At 63.1% G+C, this 333-nt stretch carries 1 pseudogene; it reads right to left on the bottom strand.

Annotated features, from left to right (window positions below):
* Nucleotides 1-333: pseudogene (locus tag EE949_RS29060) on the bottom strand (acyltransferase family protein); the annotation flags it as partial.

The raw sequence follows: 333 nt of genomic DNA on the forward strand, positions 1-333 counted from the left end.
GCCACGCAGAGTCTGTCGATCAGGGAGACGAACTGGATATCCGCCGACGCCGCCAGTTGCCGGGTCGCCTGATCCACCGCCATGACGCTCTGGCCGAGGGCCGGGTCGCTGATGTGTGATTCATTCAGCCCCCAATGGCGGCTGGCGATGACGCTGGGCAGCGACGGACTCCACTGGGGCAGAGGACCGATCAGCACCACGTGTTTCACGCCGTAACCCTTGAGCCGGATCGCGATGCCGTTCCAGTCGGTCTTGTCGTGTCCGTCCTTTTGCGCGATGACCACAATGTCGGGGTGCAACGTTTCGATGCTGTGCAGGGCCAGTCTGTTGGAG

Source organism: Pseudomonas viridiflava, assembly GCF_900602065.1.
Taxonomy (GTDB): Bacteria; Pseudomonadota; Gammaproteobacteria; order Pseudomonadales; family Pseudomonadaceae; genus Aquipseudomonas.